Source organism: Enterobacter cancerogenus (genome assembly GCF_019047785.1).
GTDB lineage: Bacteria > Pseudomonadota > Gammaproteobacteria > Enterobacterales > Enterobacteriaceae > Enterobacter > Enterobacter cancerogenus.
Map to the genome: position 1 here is coordinate 2,049,363 of NZ_CP077290.1, position 12,655 is coordinate 2,062,017.

Annotated in this window: 13 protein-coding genes; 5 read left to right on the plus strand and 8 right to left on the minus strand. The window is 57.7% G+C overall.

All coding sequences use genetic code 11. The features are described 5' to 3' along the window. Positions 1–78 precede the first annotated feature (78 nt). Positions 79–981: a LysR family transcriptional regulator gene (locus I6L58_RS09615; protein WP_088208794.1), complete on the plus strand. Its 903-nt coding sequence runs from the start codon at positions 79–81 to the stop codon at positions 979–981. Here I6L58_RS09615 and I6L58_RS09620 read toward each other — a convergent pair. After that, positions 968–1,447 carry a carboxymuconolactone decarboxylase family protein gene (locus I6L58_RS09620; RefSeq protein WP_006174154.1) on the minus strand — a complete coding sequence of 160 codons (480 nt, stop codon included), beginning with the start codon at positions 1,445–1,447 and terminating at the stop codon, positions 968–970. The genes I6L58_RS09615 and I6L58_RS09620 overlap by 14 nt on opposite strands. A gap of 101 nt (positions 1,448–1,548) precedes the next feature. Here I6L58_RS09620 and pdxR point away from each other — a divergent pair, with 101 nt between their 5' ends. Beyond that, positions 1,549–2,937, plus strand: coding sequence for a MocR-like pyridoxine biosynthesis transcription factor PdxR (gene pdxR / locus I6L58_RS09625; protein WP_088208793.1), 1,389 nt, complete (start codon positions 1,549–1,551; stop codon positions 2,935–2,937). Positions 2,938–3,021: 84 nt separating this feature from the next. On the opposite strand, the gene I6L58_RS09630 is transcribed toward pdxR, so the two are convergent. Then, positions 3,022–3,183 (minus strand): DUF1127 domain-containing protein, encoded by a 162-nt coding sequence (locus tag I6L58_RS09630; protein ID WP_058609595.1) that lies wholly within the window; start codon positions 3,181–3,183, stop codon positions 3,022–3,024. Positions 3,184–3,359: 176 nt separating this feature from the next. On the opposite strand from I6L58_RS09630, the gene I6L58_RS09635 reads away from it, so the two are divergent. Further along, a complete protein-coding gene (locus I6L58_RS09635; protein ID WP_088208792.1) occupies positions 3,360–4,775 on the plus strand; it encodes an aminotransferase-like domain-containing protein in 1,416 nt (471 codons plus the stop codon). Between the two features lie 93 nt (positions 4,776–4,868). Here I6L58_RS09635 and foxA read toward each other — a convergent pair whose 3' ends face one another. From foxA to I6L58_RS09650, 3 genes are all read right to left on the minus strand, one after another. Then, positions 4,869–6,977 carry a ferrioxamine B receptor FoxA gene (foxA, locus tag I6L58_RS09640; protein ID WP_140418813.1) on the minus strand — a complete coding sequence of 703 codons (2,109 nt, stop codon included), beginning with the start codon at positions 6,975–6,977 and terminating at the stop codon, positions 4,869–4,871. A gap of 121 nt (positions 6,978–7,098) precedes the next feature. Beyond that, complete coding sequence (locus I6L58_RS09645) at positions 7,099–8,052, minus strand: helix-turn-helix transcriptional regulator (protein ID WP_088208790.1); 954 nt, start codon at positions 8,050–8,052, stop codon at positions 7,099–7,101. Positions 8,053–8,191: 139 nt separating this feature from the next. Continuing rightward, on the minus strand, positions 8,192–8,425 hold the full coding sequence (locus tag I6L58_RS09650) for a DUF2171 domain-containing protein (protein ID WP_006174163.1): 234 nt from the start codon (positions 8,423–8,425) through the stop codon (positions 8,192–8,194). A gap of 229 nt (positions 8,426–8,654) precedes the next feature. On the opposite strand from I6L58_RS09650, the gene I6L58_RS09655 reads away from it, so the two are divergent. Beyond that, on the plus strand, positions 8,655–8,840 hold the full coding sequence (locus tag I6L58_RS09655) for a hypothetical protein (RefSeq protein WP_006174165.1): 186 nt from the start codon (positions 8,655–8,657) through the stop codon (positions 8,838–8,840). Positions 8,841–8,878: 38 nt separating this feature from the next. Here the strand turns inward: I6L58_RS09655 and I6L58_RS09660 are convergent, their stop codons facing one another. Together I6L58_RS09660 and I6L58_RS09665 are read right to left on the minus strand one after the other, a co-directional pair. Beyond that, positions 8,879–10,000, minus strand: a complete 1,122-nt coding sequence (locus I6L58_RS09660) for a ribosomal protein uL16 3-hydroxylase (RefSeq protein WP_042319342.1) — start codon at positions 9,998–10,000, stop codon at positions 8,879–8,881. A gap of 148 nt (positions 10,001–10,148) precedes the next feature. Beyond that, the gene (locus I6L58_RS09665; RefSeq protein ID WP_024909504.1) at positions 10,149–10,751 is read right to left on the minus strand and encodes an ATP-dependent Clp protease proteolytic subunit; all 603 of its coding nucleotides are present in this window, start codon (positions 10,749–10,751) and stop codon (positions 10,149–10,151) included. Between the two features lie 88 nt (positions 10,752–10,839). Between I6L58_RS09665 and I6L58_RS09670 the strand changes: the two genes are divergently transcribed. After that, a complete protein-coding gene (locus I6L58_RS09670) occupies positions 10,840–11,226 on the plus strand; it encodes a VOC family protein (RefSeq protein ID WP_088208789.1) in 387 nt (128 codons plus the stop codon). A 27-nt stretch (positions 11,227–11,253) separates the two neighbouring features. On the opposite strand, the gene I6L58_RS09675 is transcribed toward I6L58_RS09670, so the two are convergent. Next, positions 11,254–12,654: an MFS transporter gene (locus tag I6L58_RS09675; protein ID WP_088208909.1), complete on the minus strand. Its 1,401-nt coding sequence runs from the start codon at positions 12,652–12,654 to the stop codon at positions 11,254–11,256. Position 12,655 lies beyond the last annotated feature (1 nt).

Here is a 12,655-nt window from a genome sequence, read left to right on the forward strand (position 1 = left end):
AACACAGTCTGGCACGACTACGCCGTTGCGATAATCCACGCTATGCTGCAAGGGTTGTTTCGATTTTCAGGATAATCTATGCATCGTTCAGGTTTGACCGAACTGGAAGTGGTTATGGCCGTCGTGCGCCGCGGCAGCTTTCGCGGCGCGGCGCAGGAGTTGGGGATGTCCGCCACGGCGGTGAGTAACGCCGTCGCCGGGCTGGAGAGCCGTCTTGATACCCGCCTCTTTAACCGCACCACCCGCAGCGTGGCGCTTACCGACGTCGGGCAGCGCTATGTGGCGCGCATTGGCCCGGCATTGCAGGAAATTCGCCAGGCCAGCGAGGAGATCCACAGCGATACCGGAGAACCTGCCGGCACGCTGCGCCTGAACGTACCGAACCATATCGGCACGCTGTTTCTGGATCGGTTGCTGATCGACTTTATGATCCGCTACCCGAAGATGCGGGTGGAGACGGTGAGCGAAGCGCGAATGATCGACATCGTCGCCGAAGGCTATGACGCCGGGATCCGCCTCCAGGAGTCCGTGCCGCAGGACATGATCGCCGTGCCGCTGACGGCCGATATCCGCCAGCTCGTTACCGCCACGCCGGGCTATTTCGCGCAGCACGAGATCCCCCAAACGCCGGACGATCTTCTGCAACATCAGGGGATTGGCATGCGTATGTCCCACGGGGGGATCTACCGCTGGGAGCTGGCACGTCGCGGTGAGACCTGCACTCTGGCGGTGCCGCCGCGCTTTGCGACGTCGGATCTTTTTGCGTCGATCGCGGCGGTAAAAGCCGGGCTTGGCGTCGGCTTTTTACCGGAACTTTATATTCAGGATGAGCTAAAAAGCGGGGAACTGGTGAGCGTTTTAAATGACTGGACGCAGCCGTTTGCCGGGCTGCGCCTTTACTATCCTGGTCATCGCCACGTCCCGCCAGGGTTACGGGCGCTGGTGGCGATGATCCGCGAGCGCGGGGTTATTCCAGGTTAGCTTTATTCAGCCCGTAGGCCACATCCAGCGAGCCTGGCTCCATGCGGGAGGTGATACCCAGACGGTTCCAGGCGTTGATCGCCACGATGGCGAAGTTCAGCTCTGAAATCTCCACGTCTGAGAAATGCTCGGCCACGCTGCGGTACAGCGCGTCGCTCACGCCATGCACGCCAGGCTGCGTTAACGCTTCGGTGAAGGCCAGCGCCGCTTTCTCGCGGGCGCTGAACAATGGAGACTCACGCCACGCCGCCAGATGGTACAGGCGCAGCTCGCGCTCGCCGGCGATTTTGGCCTCTTTCGAGTGCATATCCAGGCAGAAAGTACAGCCGTTAAGCTGCGACACGCGAATGTCGATCAGGTGCTTGAGCGCCGGGTCGATGGAGGTTTTCGCCACTTCCATGCTCAGGGCGGACAGGGCGTTGGCGAGGGCAGGTGTTGCTTTGTGGTGGTTTACGCGGGTGCTCATTGTCTTTCCTCATTTTGTGCGGCACAGGTCATGCGGTGAGGTAAATGTATCCGCAACATGACATAGTAAAAAGGTACAAAACCTGCAAAACGAGGTAGGACATGAAACCGGGCTATCACGATATCTATACCCGCTATCGCGACAACATCACGCGCGGCGTACTTAAACCCGGCGATAAGGTCCCCGCCATCCGCGTGCTGGCCGAAGAGATGAAGGTGGCACGCAAAACCGTCGAAACGGCCTACGCCATTCTCATCGGCGAAGGCTATCTGGTGAGCCAGGGCGCGCGCGGCACGAAAGTGAATCCGGATCTTCTGCTGCCCGCTAAAAATGCGCCTGCCGAAAAGACCACCGGCACGCTGCCGGAATCGCTGATTACCCAGCGCGAGCGCGCCGGTTTTCTGCGCCCCGGCATCCCCTCTCTTGACAGCTTCCCCTATAAAAAATGGCTGCTGCTCTCGGGCCAGGCGACGCGCTCAATGCGTCAGGAGGAGATGCTCAGCCCGCCCGTGCTGGGCTGGTATCCGCTGCGTGAGGCCATTGCCCGCTATCTGAATATCTCACGCGGGCTGGCCTGCACGCCGGAGCAGGTGCTGATCACCAGCGGCTACAGCGGCAGCCTGCGCTTGATCCTCGATACCCTCGCCAGCCGCAGCGACAAAGTGGTGTTTGAAGATCCCGGCTATTTTATGGGACAGCAGCTGCTCAAGCGCATTGTGCCGCGCCTGCACACCGTGCCGGTCGACCGCGCGGGCATGGATATCGATTACCTGCTGCGTAACCATCGCGATGCGCGCTTTGCCCTCGTTACGCCCTCGCATCAAAGCCCGCTGGCGGTAACTCTCTCTTTGCCGCGCAAACAGCAGCTGCTGGACTGGGCGAGCCAGAACGAAGCCTGGATTATTGAGGACGATTACGACGGCGAATTTCACTACACCCGCAAGGTACTGCCCTCGCTGAAAAGCCTCGACCATCACGACCGGGTGATCTTTATGGGAACCTTCAGCAAGACCATTATGCCCTCCCTGCGCCTGGGCTACCTGGTGATGCCCGCCAGCACCGTCGACGCCTTTACCGACTGCGCAGACATCGTCACCAGCGGCCAGCCCGTGCTGACGCAAAAGATCCTCACCGCGTTTCTGAACGAGGGGCATTTTTTCCGGCATCTCAAGAAAATGCGTACGCTGTACCAGACCCGCCGGGAGTGGATGATTGCCGCCCTGCGAGAGGTGTATGGCGACCGGTTTTTCACCGAGCAAAACGACGGCGGAATGCATATCGTGGCGTTTCTGACGAAGGGAAGCTGCGACCGGGAGATCGCGCGCTGCTGGCAGGAACAGCAGCTGCAGGTCAATGCGCTCTCCGAGTGGTATCGCGGGTCGGGCAAACGTTACGGGCTGGTGATGGGCTATAACAACGTGCGGACGTATCAGGAGGCGCTGGATTTACTGGAAAGGCCGAAACGGCAGACGCTTGCGCTGTTGAGCTGAAATCGCCGGGTGGCGGCTGCGCCTGACCCGGCCTACATGTTCGAGCAGGCCCGGTAAGCGTAGCGCCACCGGGTGAGAGATGCCTCACACGTCATGCCGTGACAGCCCAACGTCTTTGAGCTGCTCGTCACTCATCTGACTGAGAATGCGGCGGGTACGGTTGATGCGATACCAGTTGCAAAGCGTTTTACCGATCCAGATAAACAGGATAAACGGACGTTTCGAACGATTCTCAAAGAATTCCATGATGCTCTCCTCGCTGTGCCAGTGGAGATATCATCGCGGAGATCACCATTAACAATACAGACTCAAAAATACCTTTTCTTTAACATACAGATCCGTTAGAACGGTATCTGCATGGCGTTTTTTGCTGCAATCTGTACTGGTTTTATTATCTGTATGGTGAACACTGAGGATACAGCATGACCCGTTACCAACATCTCGCCAATCTCCTGGCAGAACGCATTCAACAAGGGCTGTATCGTAGCGGTGAACGTCTGCCCTCGGTACGTGCGCTGAGCCAGGAGCACGGCGTGAGCATCAGTACCATACAGCAGGCCTACCAAATCCTTGAAAACCTCCAGCTCATCACCCCTCAACCGCGCTCCGGCTATTTTGTCTCGCCGCGCAAAGCCCAGCCGCCGGTTCCAGCGATGACGCGCCCGGTGCAGCGCCCGGTTGACGTCACCCAGTGGGATGAGGTGATGATGCTGCTGGATGCCCGCGCCGACAAAGAGATGATCTCCTTTGGCGGCGGTTCGCCGGACATCACCCAGCCGAGCCTGAAACCGCTGTGGCGCGAGATGAGCCGCATTGCGCAGCATAATCCGGGGGAGATGCTGAGCTATGACGTGCTCGACGGGCGACTGGAGCTGCGCGAGCAGATAGCGCGCCTGATGCTGGACGGCGGTTCGACCGTGGCGGCGAACGAAATTGTGATCACCAACGGCTGCCACGGGGCGCTATCCATCGCCCTGCTGTCGGTGTGCAAGCCGGGCGATATCGTGGCGGTGGAGTCACCGTCGTTTCACGGCACCATGCAGATGCTGCGCGGGTTTGATATCAAGGCGATTGAAATTCCGACCGATCCCGAGACGGGCATCAGCGTTGAGGCGTTAGAGCTGGCGCTGGAGCAGTGGCCGATTAAAGCAGTGATCCTCGTGCCGAACTGCAATAACCCACTTGGATTTATCATGCCGGAGGCGCGTAAGAAACAGGTGCTGACGCTGGCTCAGCGGCACGATATCGTCATCGTCGAGGACGACATCTACGGCGAGCTGGCGGCGGAATACCCGCGGCCACGTACCATCCACTCCATAGACATTGATGGGCGTGTGATCTTGTGCAGTTCCTTTACCAAAACCGTCGCGCCCGGGCTGCGCGTCGGCTGGATTGTGCCGGGGCGCTATTACGACCGGGTCATGCACATGAAATATGCCGCGGGCGGTTTTAACGTGCCGGGTACCCAGATGGCAGTGGCGGCGTTTATCCGCGAGGGGCATTATCATCGCCACGTGCGGCGTATGCGCCAGATTTACCAGCAAAATATGGAAACCTACACCTGCTGGGTGCGCCAGTATTTTCCGGCGGAGATTTGCGTGACGCGCCCCCAGGGAAGTTTCCTGCTGTGGGTGGAGCTGCCGGAGAAAGTGGACATGGTGTGTGTGAGTAAGCAGCTGTGCAGGCTAAAAATTCAGGCGGCGGCCGGGTCGTTGTTTTCGGCCTCCGGAAAGTATCGCAACTGCCTGCGGATCAACGTGGCGTTGCCTGCGACCGAGAAAAATCGCGATGCGCTGAAGAAAATGGGCGAGGCAATTGTGATCGCCATGGAGGAGTAGTGCGGCCTGATGCCCGGTGGCGCTGCGCTTACCGGGCCTACTCGAATCCGTAGGCCGGGTAAGGCGAAGCCGCCACCGGGCAAAATCAGCGGCTCAGAACGTCCATGAAACGCTGCCCACAATGCTGCGTTCTGCCCCGAAGTAGCAGTAAGAGAGAGAATTACACGCCGCCACGTAGCTCTTGTCCGTCAGGTTATTGACGTTGAGCTGCGCGCTTACGCCCGTGAGCCCGACTTTCGACAGATCATACCCCACCACCATATCCACCAGCGTGTACGACGGCAGCGTATGGGTATTCTGGCGATCGCTGGCGATTCCGTTGACATAGCGCACGCCGGAGCCGACGGTCAGGCCATCGAGCGGACCGGTTTTCACGTCGTAGCTCAGCCAGGCGCTGGCCATGTTACGCGGGGCATAGACGGCGCGCTTGCCCTCCTCTTCCGGGCTACTCTTCTTGTAGCGGATATCGGTATAGGTATAGGCCGCCTGCATGCGCAGGCTGTCGGTTAGCTGACCGATCGCCTCCAGCTCAACGCCTTCGGACTCGATTTCACCGATGGAACGGTACGGATCGGTCGGCTCCTCTTTGGTGGCAATGTTCTTCTGGTTAATACGGAACACCGAGGCGCTGAACTGGCTGTTCATCCCCTCCGGCTCATACTTCACCCCCGCTTCCCACTGCTTGCCCTTCATGGGATCAAGAATATTGCCCTGCTCGTCGGCAAAGCTGGTCGGCGTAAAGGCGGTGGAGTAGCTCACGTACGGCGCGACGCCGTTATCAAACAGATACAGTAGCGCCGCGCGGCTGCTGAAATTGTTCTTATCCAGGTCGCTGCGGGTGTGGTTGAAGTTGTCGACGTTCGACACGCTCACCTGGTCATAACGCCCGCCCAGCGTCAGGCGCCAGCGGTCAACGGACATCTGATCCTGCAGGTAATAGCCGGTCTGGCGCAGCTTGTGCTTTTCCCTGCTGTACTGGGTGATGTAGTCCGGCTTCGCGCCGTAGACCGGGTGGAAGGCGTCAATCGGCGGGAAGCCGCCGTAATATCCGGTCACGTTGTTGGTGCGGTCCTGATAGTCCATGCCGAGCAGCACGCGGTGGTTCACCGCCCTGGTATCGAAGCTGCCGTCAACCTGGTTATCCAGAGTGATGGCGTTCATCTTCTCGTCGGAGCCGGAATAGCCGCGGTTCAACTCGGTGTCGTTCAGCCAGCCTGCGGCATACACCTGGTTCAGCTCCACGTTGGTGTGCAGGTAGCGCAGCTTCTGGCGCACGGACCAACCGCTCTCAAACATGTGCTCAACGTTATAGCCGACCATATTTTCCCGACGATCGTACTTGTCGTAATCGTCTTCACCTTCATAGAAGGTATTAGATATTTTCTTACCGCTGTGCGGTACAACGGTGCCGTCATACGGCAGGCCGGAGTGGCTACCGCCTTCAGGATCCCGGTGCAGGTAGGCCATCAGCTCCAGACGGGTGTTGTCGGTGATGCGCCAGGTCAGGCTCGGCATCAGCGCATAACGCTCTTCCTTCAGGGGATCGAACTGGGAATCGGCGTAGCGGGTCATCCCGCTGAGACGCACCGCCACGCGATCGTTATCATCAACCGGGCCGGTGACGTCGAACATCGCCCCACGCTGATTGTTGTTCCCGGCGAAGAGCTTGATCTCCCCGCCCGGATCGAACGACGGCTTACGGGAGGTGAGCGCAACGATTCCGCCCGGCGATGAACGGCCATACAGCACGGAGGCCGGGCCGCGAACGACTTCGATATTGTCCAGGAACCACGGGTCAACCACCAGCGAGCTGTGGGAGTTGGTGTCTCCCATCATCTTCAGGCCGTCGAGATAGACGTTATCCAGGCTGCCGTCCGAGAAGCCGCGCAGTACGATGTAGTCGAAGCGGTTTGACGCACCTATCTGGTTGCTGTACACCCCCGGCGTGTAGCTCACGGCCTGACGCACGCTGGTCGCGCCCTGCTCTTCGAACTGCTCGCGGGTGACGATAGAGACCGACTGCGGGGTTTCAATATCCGGCGTTTCAAGCTTGGTGGCCGCAGACTGCATCTGCGACGTGACCACCACGGTATCTGTTTTTTGCGCATCCTGCGCCAGTAACGGAAAAGCGACGCTACCGGTAACCCATCCCACCAGCAGTGCCAGACGCGATTTAGCAAACATAACTCTCTCCAGAGATATTTCTTATTGTTAATAAGAATTATTACCTTTTTGAGAGTGCAAACGGCTATGCGTGCCGCCAGGTTATGTATGCGCGATGCTAAAGCGCACGGAATACGTTCGCGCGATAAGCGAAATTACGTTAGCGGAGTTTACGCACGTCACCCGGTGAAATTCCGTAATGACGGCGAAAGGCAGTGGCGAAGTTGGTGGCATGTTGATACCCGCACATCCACGCCGCCTGTTGCACGCTGTGGCCTTCCAGCAGATAGCGACGCGCCAGCGCAAGGCGGCAGTCGCGCAGGTAGTCGAAGAGCGTGCAGCCGTAGCGCTGACGGAACTTGCTGCGCAGGCTGCTTGGGCTCATGGCGGCAAGGGCTGCCAGCTGCGCCAGCGTATGATCGCGTTCAGGGAACTGTTCCAGCAGACTCCGCACGCGTTCCAGGCGCGCATGCTCAGGCCGGCTCGGGCCAGGCTTCTGGCGGTGGCTCAGGCCATGACCCAGCAACTGATACATCAGCCCTTCCAGTAACAGCTTGCGTGAGAGCGCGCTTCCTCCATGCTGCTGCGCATGTTGAATGCCTGACATAACGTACTCAGGAACATGCCAGACAAAGGTAGGTGCATTCAGGCTGTGCCATTCCACAAGCAGCGACTCAAGCAGGGCGTCACGTCCCGCATCGTGCGGGTACACGCCAAACGAAAGCGTTTTCAACGAGCTGTCGGCTTCGTGACGCGCGCACATCACCTGCTCTTCACTCAGCCTTGAGCTGAATGCCATGCCGGGGCGAACGGTGTAGTCGATGCCATTGATCGTGAGCGTTACGCACCCTTCCAGCACTACCAGCATATAGAGCGGGCTGCTGTGGCGAGAGGTGGTTTCATAGGGCTGTAATACACGCACATCGGAATGGGTGAGAGAAATGCCGGACGAAAGCGTCATCTCTTCCACATTCCCCTGCAACACGGGGCTGCCGCGGTCATGCGCATTATTTAACTGCGGGAAACGATAATCGATGCCGTAGCGCTCGCCGAATAGCTGAAAATCCTCAACAAAAAAAATGCGCTTCGCTGATCTATTTTCACTCTGGAGCATAATTATGTGCCTGCATCGGGGAAAAGACAGGCAAAACAGTACCATTCATTTGCAATGGCAGCAATCACGGGCCGCAGACACTATTACGCTCCGGACGAAGCCGGAGCGAAAATAGATATTTCTCTGCGACAAAGCGTTTTTATGCTTCTTGCCACTCAGCAAAAACCTCTTTATGGTTTTTGGTCAGCACGACTTTATTATCCTCAACCTTGTCGACCCAGCCGAGAGGAATAAAGTGGTGCTTGCCGCCTGATTCAGGGTCGCTTTTCGAGAGCTTGATGCGCTCACCGTCCAGATGGTCAACTACGCCGACGTGCGTTCCGCAGCTGGCTACAACCTGAGTATGATCCTTAATTTCGCTTTTATTAATCATGTTGTTTCTCCTGTTTCGGTTATTTGGCTGTTGCACGGAATTAACTGTAGTCCATAAATTGGGTTTCCAGGCGTTTATTAGCATTTTGAAACAACATTGACAGGATATAAATTCAGGGCTACTTAAGCGCGCAACTCTTAATAGCGGGGGAATAAGAATTATGTGAATTATTCCTGCGCATTGACCCATCTTTTATAATTACTCTTTCGCAACCCATGAGGAGGTATTAATGACGATTGACAATAATCGGGCAGAAATTTCGCTGGCTCTTGGTGAAGCGGTATTAGACATCGTGCAAAAAGGCCATGAAGTTTCACGAGAAAATCTGGCACAGGCTATGAAAATCAAAGCGGAAAGAGAGCGTGATGATGAACGGCTCCTGAACTACTGGAAAGCCTGTAATATGCTGGTCTAACTGACGCGGCGTTTAGCCTGGCTAAACGCCGCTTTGCTTTACTCGTCGAAGAACCAGTAGCCCTGGTTAATCAGGTCGGTCAGTTCTTCTACAAACGCCGGGTTATTCAGCGCCTCGCCAAGCTCGGCCTGACCCAGCTCGGTGTAGCGGCACAGCGCATCTGCCCCTTTCGCATCCACCGTTTCCAGCAACTCGCTGTTGATAAAGAAACGTCCGCCGATGTTCAGCACGCGCAGACCGCTCAGACGGGACAGCGTTTCTCCGCCCTGCAGGGCATCAAGCACCTCTTCCGGCGCGTACGGTGGCTCCGCCGCAGCGATATCCAGCTCGTGACGCGGCGTAGAGACAAAGCTGCCGAACCACTTTGTGAAATCATCGGGTTTGGCGATCATGTCGATCATCATCTGACGAATGCGATCGAGTTCGTACTGCTCAACGCGGCCCGGATGCTCACGGCAGGTCAGATCCGGATCGCTGTAGTGCTCGCCGCCAAGATCGTTTTCCAGGGCGTAATCGGCAAAGCTGCTGATCAGATCGCGACCGTTTGGCCCGCGGAAACCGACGGAGTAGTTCAGCGCGGTTTCGTGGGTGAAACCGTCATGCGGGAATCCAGGCGGAATGTAGAGGATATCGCCCGGCGCCAGATCTTCATCAATGATGGGCTCAAACGGATCGACGTGCAGCAGGGCAGGATGCGGGCAGAACTGGCGCATCGGCAGCTTGTCCCCCACGCGCCAGCGACGGCTGCCCATCCCCTGAATGATAAACACGTCGTACTGGTCAATGTGCGGACCCACGCCGCCGCCCGGCACAGAGAAGGAGATCATCAGGTCATCAAGACGCCAGTCCGGCAGCACGCGGAACGGACGCACCAACTCGGCCGCAGGCATATGCCAGTGGTTTACCGCCTGCGCCAGCAGGGACCAGCCGGTTTCGCCAAGATCGTCGAAATGCTCAAACGGGCCATTGCTGGCCTGCCATTTACCGTTGGCATGGCTCACCAGACGGCTATCCACCTCCGGCTCCATGGCCAGACCGGCCAGCTCGTCCGGCGTAATCGGATCGACAAAATTCGGGAAGGCATTTTTCAGCACAACGGGTTGTTTCTGCCAGTATTTTTCGAGAAATTCCGGCCAGTTCAGGTTCAGTTGATACGCCATGGGTAGCACCATTGAGAGGGTAGACAGGCGCGATTATGGAAGAGAGCGAGACGGGCTGCTTTGTCGTGGGTCAAGCGAGGATAAAATGCCTGGGAATGTAGGTCGGGCAAGGCGAAGCCGCCACCCGACACATACACGGCGTGAGTGCTTAATCGAGCTTCAGCTCGTCGTAATGGGTAATCAATTTGCCCACAATGCCGTAGTCCAGCGCTTCTGCCGGAGACATCCAGAAGTTGCGGTCGGTATCTTTTTTCACTTTTTCCAGCGGCTGGCCGGTGGCGTCGGCGATCAGCTTGTTCACGCGATCCAGCATGCGGATGATCTCACGCGCTTCAATCTCGATATCCGTCGCCTGGCCGCGCACGCCGCCCAGCGGCTGGTGGATCATAAAGCGGGTATTCGGCAGCGAGTAGCGGTGCTCTTTTTTCGCCGCCAGGAAGATGGTGATCCCCGCGCTTGCCACCCAACCGGTACCGATGACGTGGACTTCCGGGCGAATGAACTTGATGAAGTCATGGATGGTATCACCCGCTTCGACGTGGCCGCCCTGGCTGTTGATATACAGCTTGATCGGATCGTTGCTCACGCTTTGCAGCAGGATCATCTGGGTGATGACTTTCTGCGCCAGCTCCTGATTGATCTCACCGGAGATCACAATGGAGCGGGACTCCAGCAGTTTTTGCTGCAGAGCGCCCGCGCCGTTTGACCCTTCCGCTTTTTCCTTGTCGCTTTCTTTCAGTGTGTAGTGCATTGTTGTTTCCTCAGCATGTCGCGCTCAAAACCAGAGTGTAGCCTGTTTTACCTGTTAAAGTCCGCAGTCACAAACACGGAGGGAGTTTATGCATATTGCGCATGTCGCACTCTGGACCCGTCATCTTGATGCACAGGTTCAGTTCTGGGAAACGGTTTTTGGCGGGCGCAGCAACGAACGCTATGTCAGTCAAAACCGTCCGGGGTTTGAATCACATTTTATTACGCTCGATAACGGCCCCACGATTGAGCTGATGACGCTGCCGGACCTGCCCGACGCGCCCGCGTACCCGGAGTTTATCGGCTGGGCGCATATTGCTATCGACGTTGGCAGCAAAGCGAACGTCGACAGCATGGCGGCGGTGGCGCGGGCAAGCGGCACCCTGCTCGGTGCGCCGCGCCTGACCGGGGACGGTTTTTACGAAGCGGTGATTGCCGACCCCGACGGCAACCGCATAGAACTTGTCGGGGCATAAACGCGCAGCCTGTTGGCGCTTCGCTTATCAGCCCTGTGAGGTTTGATTTTGCAGGCCGGGTAAGGCGCAGCCGCCTCCCGGCGCTTTCGCAGACGCGTTCCGCTCCGCCAGCAGGCGGCAAATCTCCGCATGCTTCTCCTCGGTAAAGGTGAAGCGCGACATGCAACCCAGCCGGATCAGCGAGCCGATGGCCGGTAGCAGGCAGATGCCGAAGAACAGCCCCGTGAGCACGCCGTCGCTCTGGGTTTGCGCCTGCGGCACATAGCCAATCATCGTCAGGAATACGCCGATTAACCCGCCGCCCACCGCGACGGACATCTTGCCGGTAAAGGTCTGCCCGGAGAAGGTGATCGCCGCGCAACGCTTGTGGGTGTGGTACTCGGCGTACTCGATGGTATCGGCAATCATCGACGAGGTGAGGATGTTGGTCATCATCACGAACAGCGTGCTCAGGCCGAGCAGGATGAACAGCAGCGCCGTGTGCTGATAGCCCGCAAACCACATTACCACGCGTACCGCCACGTCCAGCCCGCAGAGGATCATAAACAGCTTTCGCTTCTGCATCCTGCGCGTCAGCATCGGGGCGACCAGGCACACCACCGCCGCCACTATCCCCATGATGCCAATCGCCATCTGCAGGCTGCCGTCGCCCAGATTGTAGATAAAGAAGTAGATGTAAATCCCGTTGGCCACGTTATGGAACACGCAGAAAAAGAACGACAGCAGGACGATAAACAGCGGCTTATTCAGGCGCAGGTTGTGGAACGTATCGCGCATCGTCACCTTTTCCGGGCTGGGCGGCACGCGCTCTTTGATCTGCATAAAGCCGTTAAGCATCAGCGGCAGGCCCACCAGCATCATGACCAGCGCCGCCATAAAGTAGCCTTTATCGTTGCTGTACTGGGCGAAGAACGCCGCCAGCTTCGGGAAGAAGATGTTGGCGCAGGCAATCCCGGCGTTGACTCCCAGCATTGCCGCCGTCACCGCACGGGTGCGCTGGCCGGAGTCGTTGGTCATCACCGAGGACATGGACCAGAACGGGATATCGGAGATGGCATATAGCGTCCCCCACAGGATGTACGTCACCCCGGCGTAGAGGATTTTGGTGGTCATATCCGCTTCGATTTTATAGAACGCCAGCAGGGTAACCGCGGTGATCAGCAGCGGTGCCAGCAACAAAAAGTGGCGAAATTTGCCGAACCGGGTGTTAATGGTGTCCATAATGCTGGCAAACAGCGGGTCGTGGACCGCATCCCACGCCCGGGCAATCAGGAAGATGGTGCTCGCCGCCAGCGCCGAGATCCCCAGCACGTCGGTGTAAAAATAGTTAATAAACGAACCCACTAGTCCAAAGCTAAAACACTGACCTAAACCATAACCAAAGTAAGACCATAACTCGCGAGACGGTATTTTCATTGTCATTGCCATC